Below are 4382 nucleotides of genomic sequence, written 5' to 3'. Positions count from 1 at the left end.
GCGCAACACCGCGGCGGACGGTCCGCTCCGCGCGCCCACGCCGTCAGGGGCCACGAAGCGGCGCCGGGCTCGAAAGGCCCTCGCCGTCGCCCCCGTCCCGGTGGTAATAATACCGCGCCGCAGGCGGCCCGGCACGAGTCGCCGCGTTCGTCGCACGGCGTCAAGAGCGAAGGCATACAGGGCATCGCCTTTTTGCATCGCGAAAGCCGACCGAATACCAAACCCAACCGTACCAACCGACCGCAGCGCTAGCCGTTAGTCGATCTGGAGATATCCATGGCTAAAGAAGAGCTGATCCAGTTCGAAGGACTGGTGACTGAAATCCTCCCCGACGCACGCTACCGCGTGCAGCTCGATGCCGGACACGAAATTGTCGCCTATACCGCCGGCAAAATGAAGAAGAACCGGATCAAGACGCTGGCAGGCGATCGGGTCACGATCGAAATGTCGCCCTATGACCTGGAAAAAGGCCGGCTGATCTTCCGTCACAAGGACGAGCGCCCGAGCGCGACCGGAGCCCCGCGTGGTGCACCGCCGCGTGGCGGCCAATTCCGCCGCCGATAGGCGCTTGCCAAGATCGCGCACGACAGACCATGCCGTGCGCGATCGCGGTTGGCGGGGCCGCCGATCAAAAAATCGCGCGCCTCAGGATTGTTTTGGACCCTACCTTCGCATAATATCGGGCGCATCGATTTTCGGCCGGACGAAATTAGCTATCCACCGGTACAGCCGGTTTAGACGCTGACGACCCTTCCAAAAATTCGATCTCACCAGCCCACCGACAAGTGGGTTTCGACGTTCTATATCTGAGAAGGGACTACCCCCGTGAGCATGGGAACCGTGAAGTGGTTTAACGCTACCAAGGGCTATGGCTTCATCCAGCCGGATGACGGCGGCAATGACGTGTTCGTGCATATCAGCGCCGTTGAACGTGCCGGGCTTGGGACGCTGCGTGAAGGCCAGAAGATCAGCTACGAGATCGTGGCGGATCGCCGCTCTGGCAAATCTTCGGCCGACAATCTGCGCGCCGCCGGATAAGCGATTTCCTCAAGGGCGCCTTGCGTTCTGGAGCCATGCGCTCCGGAAACGGCTCTCGGAATAAGCGAAAGGCCGCGTCCCGGCGGCGCGGCCTTTCCCGTTTTGGCAAAGCGGCAGCCCGATCCTGGCCTAGGTCGTGGGGCAGACCGTCGTACTGTACAGCACGCAGCTCGACTGACGCGGACGGGTATAGGAAAAATCGCTCAGCGTGATTCCGGATCTCGCCATCACATAGCCGACGGTCGGGACATAGAGGTAGCTGACCTCGCTGAAGATCAGATAGGTGCCGTCGATCCGCAGCGCGGCCGGTATCGACACCGGGCTCCCCGCCGCGCGCGGCGCCGACCCCTTGCTCCATTGCACCCTCGCCGCATGGGTCAAGGGATCGATGTATAATTCCGTGATGGTAGCTCGCAGCGGCGTTGCCGAATACGGCGTCAGGATCGCGTTGGCGGTGATGATGAAACCGGCGATGTCGGTATCCGTCACGCTCGTCGATTGAGAAGTAAGATCGGACAATGTCCGCGCCACCAACGTCACCTTGCGGTCGACGGCCACGCCGGACGAGAACTCGACAACCCCAAAGAACATCACCAGCATCAGCGGCACGACCATCGCGAATTCAACCGCCGCCAGGCCGCGGCGATCCCCTGCGAATTCGGCGAGCCGCGGCCGCATCCGGCGCGATATTCTCTGCATCTGTCCGGCGCTCATCGCATCATGGCTCCACATGGAAGGCGGTCGTCGCAGTAAGAAGTCTTTTGCTGTTGGATGTGCCGCGGCCGATATTGGCAATATTGTAGCCGAGCCCGGTCACGAACAGCGGCCATTGATAGAAGCCGCGGACCACCACGGTGGCGTTGCTGCCGCCTGGCGGCAGCAGAAACGTCAAGCCGCTGCTGTCGTAATTTCCGGCGCCGTCGATCGGATCGGTGATCGTGATCGCCGTGCCCGCGGCATAGAACCTGACATCGGTGTCGATCGGACAGGTGAACAGGACAGAAACGCGGTTGCAGACGTCGGCCTTGAACTGCGCCTGCATCTGGGCGGTGGTTTGTCCGCTGTCCTGCAACTGGTGCGTATAGAGCTGTCGCCCGGCATCCTGAATGGCGGTCTCCAGGAGCTGGCTGCCGAAAAACACCATGGAGGTCTCGATGATCGCGAACAACAGCGCGAAGAACAACGGCGCCACCAGCGCGAACTCGACGGCGGCGGAGCCGCGGCGGTTGCGACGAAACCGGCGCCATGCGGGTGTGACGGAAACAGAAGCCTGCGGCATAGGGTAACCCGGGCGATGAGGAATTGCCGGCCAGATTTACCCGAAAGTCATTGTCGAAGTGTTTCGCCCGACCGAAGCCGGAACCCCCGTCCCGTTAAGCGGATGTTAACCATTTCCCGAGCAAATTCTTGCGGCATCCGGCGCGATGGCGCGGGCGGCGACGGACTGGCCGACGCCGCCGATCGCCGTGCTGGTCCCGTCAATTCGCGGCTTTGCCCGCTGTCGCGGCCGAGCCGCTGGCCTGGCTGGAGAGCGAGCCAGCCTGATCGATCGTCGATTTGAAATAGTTCTCGCCATCGCCGAGGGTGACGCGCCGCTGGCATATCGGCATGCAGCTATAGGACTCGCGTTCGACGCCGCGATAGACCGTGACGAGCTGGTCGGTCGGGCCCTCGACCTGGATCTGGCGGTCCACCAGAACCTCGCCGCTGCGGTTCATTGCAATGAAATTGGTGGCGCCGTAGCCCTTGCCGGTGACGACGACGACGCCGCCGGTCTGCAACGCCACGTCCGCGATCAGCGGATTTCCGACGACGATGGTGGCGACGCCGACCGGAAGCTTGACGAGCTTGGCCTGATCGACATTGACCGCGATCCTTTCGGGATCGGGCGCGGCCAGCGCGACCGCGGGCCATAACAGGATTCCGGCCATCAGGGCACGGAGCCAGAAATGCGCGCCAGCGCGAATATGCAAGGATTTCGACGACATACTGTACCCCGGGACGTTGACAAGCCGGCAAAAGCGATACGCTGCGGAACCGGCGCCCGACCAGACGAATCTGACCTCAATTAATGAACGAAGTGCAAATGGCGGCGGGAATTCCGCGTTTCGCTCCGCCATGCCCTATTTCCGGAACGGATAGGCCAGTTGTCCGGCGATCTCGGTCGGGAACGACGGTTGATCTTCGAGGCCGTAATGGCCGGGCAGCCGGTTCTGCGGCATCCGGAAGGTCCCGAACAGGATGTCCCAGACCGGGAAGGTGCCGGCGAAATTGGTGTTGCCGCCCTCTTCGGGCGAGGTGTGGTGCCAGCGGTGGAACACCGGGGTCGCGATCACGGATCTGAACGGGCCAAGTTCCCAGTTCAGATTGGCGTGGACGAAGGCCGAATGGAAAATATTGAACGGTCCGACCCAGAGCATCACGTTCGGCGAAATGCCGGCCATGAGCAGGATGACGTCGACACCGATGGTGCCCAATATCAGGTTGACGGGGTGGAACCGGGCCGCCGATATCCAGTCCAGATCTTCCGACGAATGATGGATGGCATGGTACTTCCAGAATCCGCCGCCATGAAACATGCGGTGCAGCCAGTACATCATGAAGTCGGCGAGCACCAGGAACAACACCGCCTGCAGCCACAGCGGCAGCGTCGACAGCGGACCATGGCCATTGTCGTAGAAGGCGATCAGTTCGTCGGCATCGTGAATGTTGAAGACGACGCCGGCGCCGAGCACCAATAGCCCGATCCGCAATACGCGCGCGAACAGCGGCACGAAGAACCAGTAGCAGATGTCGGTGACGAGTTCGCGCTTGCGCCACCATTGTGCACCCGGATTGCAGGCCCAGAAATGCGTCAGCACCGAAAAAATCAGCGCCAGAGCGATCGTGACCGGCACCACCTTGGCGATCGTCTGGCCAAGCATCTCGACGACTTCCATGGGTAGATTGGACATGTCCGCCTCTGCTGATCCGAGAGCCGAAAGGGTTACAGGCTGGCGCTTAAGGAGCCATGAATCCACCGCGTGGCGCGCTCCGGCGCACTCAATATAATGATGATGCGCGATCCCTGATTATTTCGAATTGATGCAGTGCCCTTAATGCCAAATTTACTCTGCGCAAGAAGTGCCTGTTACAGCGGGATTTACGCAATCGAATTAACTACGCCGCAAGTTCCCGACCGTAGGGTGGCGCCCATGGTCACGGTGCTGAGAACGCCGGCGAGACCAAACTTAAGTTCGACAGCCACGTGTACATGGAGTTTTATCTATGAAGAACCTGATCTCGCGTTTCGTGAAGGACGAGTCCGGCGCCACCGCCATCGAATACGGCCTGATTGCCGCCGG

7 protein-coding genes are annotated in these 4382 nt (G+C 61.3%); 3 read left to right on the top strand and 4 right to left on the bottom strand.

Going from position 1 to position 4382, the window contains the following annotated elements; genetic code table 11:
• Window positions 1–276 precede the first annotated feature (276 nt).
• Together infA and WCE35_RS08430 are read left to right on the top strand one after the other, a co-directional pair.
• On the top strand, window positions 277–564 hold the full coding sequence (gene infA, locus WCE35_RS08435; protein ID WP_422279679.1) for a translation initiation factor IF-1: 288 nt from the start codon (window positions 277–279) through the stop codon (window positions 562–564).
• 261 nt (window positions 565–825) lie between these two features.
• Window positions 826–1038, top strand: coding sequence for a cold-shock protein (locus WCE35_RS08430; protein WP_002714433.1), 213 nt, complete (start codon window positions 826–828; stop codon window positions 1036–1038).
• Window positions 1039–1167: 129 nt separating this feature from the next.
• On the opposite strand, the gene WCE35_RS08425 is transcribed toward WCE35_RS08430, so the two are convergent.
• The 4 genes from WCE35_RS08425 to WCE35_RS08410 all read right to left on the bottom strand — a co-directional run bounded on the left by WCE35_RS08425 (window position 1168) and on the right by WCE35_RS08410 (window position 3992).
• Window positions 1168–1752 (bottom strand): TadE/TadG family type IV pilus assembly protein, encoded by a 585-nt coding sequence (locus tag WCE35_RS08425; RefSeq protein WP_424592889.1) that lies wholly within the window; start codon window positions 1750–1752, stop codon window positions 1168–1170.
• 4 nt (window positions 1753–1756) lie between these two features.
• A complete protein-coding gene (locus WCE35_RS08420) occupies window positions 1757–2317 on the bottom strand; it encodes a TadE/TadG family type IV pilus assembly protein (protein ID WP_424592888.1) in 561 nt (186 codons plus the stop codon).
• A 199-nt stretch (window positions 2318–2516) separates the two neighbouring features.
• Window positions 2517–3026, bottom strand: a complete 510-nt coding sequence (locus tag WCE35_RS08415; RefSeq protein WP_424592887.1) for a pilus assembly protein N-terminal domain-containing protein — start codon at window positions 3024–3026, stop codon at window positions 2517–2519.
• Window positions 3027–3161: 135 nt separating this feature from the next.
• Window positions 3162–3992: a sterol desaturase family protein gene (locus WCE35_RS08410; protein ID WP_424592886.1), complete on the bottom strand. Its 831-nt coding sequence runs from the start codon at window positions 3990–3992 to the stop codon at window positions 3162–3164.
• Between the two features lie 313 nt (window positions 3993–4305).
• Here WCE35_RS08410 and WCE35_RS08405 point away from each other — a divergent pair.
• On the top strand, window positions 4306–4382 hold a 77-nt coding region (locus WCE35_RS08405), incomplete at its 3' end, for a Flp family type IVb pilin (protein ID WP_424592890.1).

This window comes from Bradyrhizobium sp., assembly GCF_049691595.1.
Classification (GTDB): Bacteria; Pseudomonadota; Alphaproteobacteria; order Rhizobiales; family Xanthobacteraceae; genus Bradyrhizobium.
The sequence above is the reverse complement of the archived record's forward strand: the minus strand, read 5'-3'. Positions and strand labels throughout refer to the sequence as shown.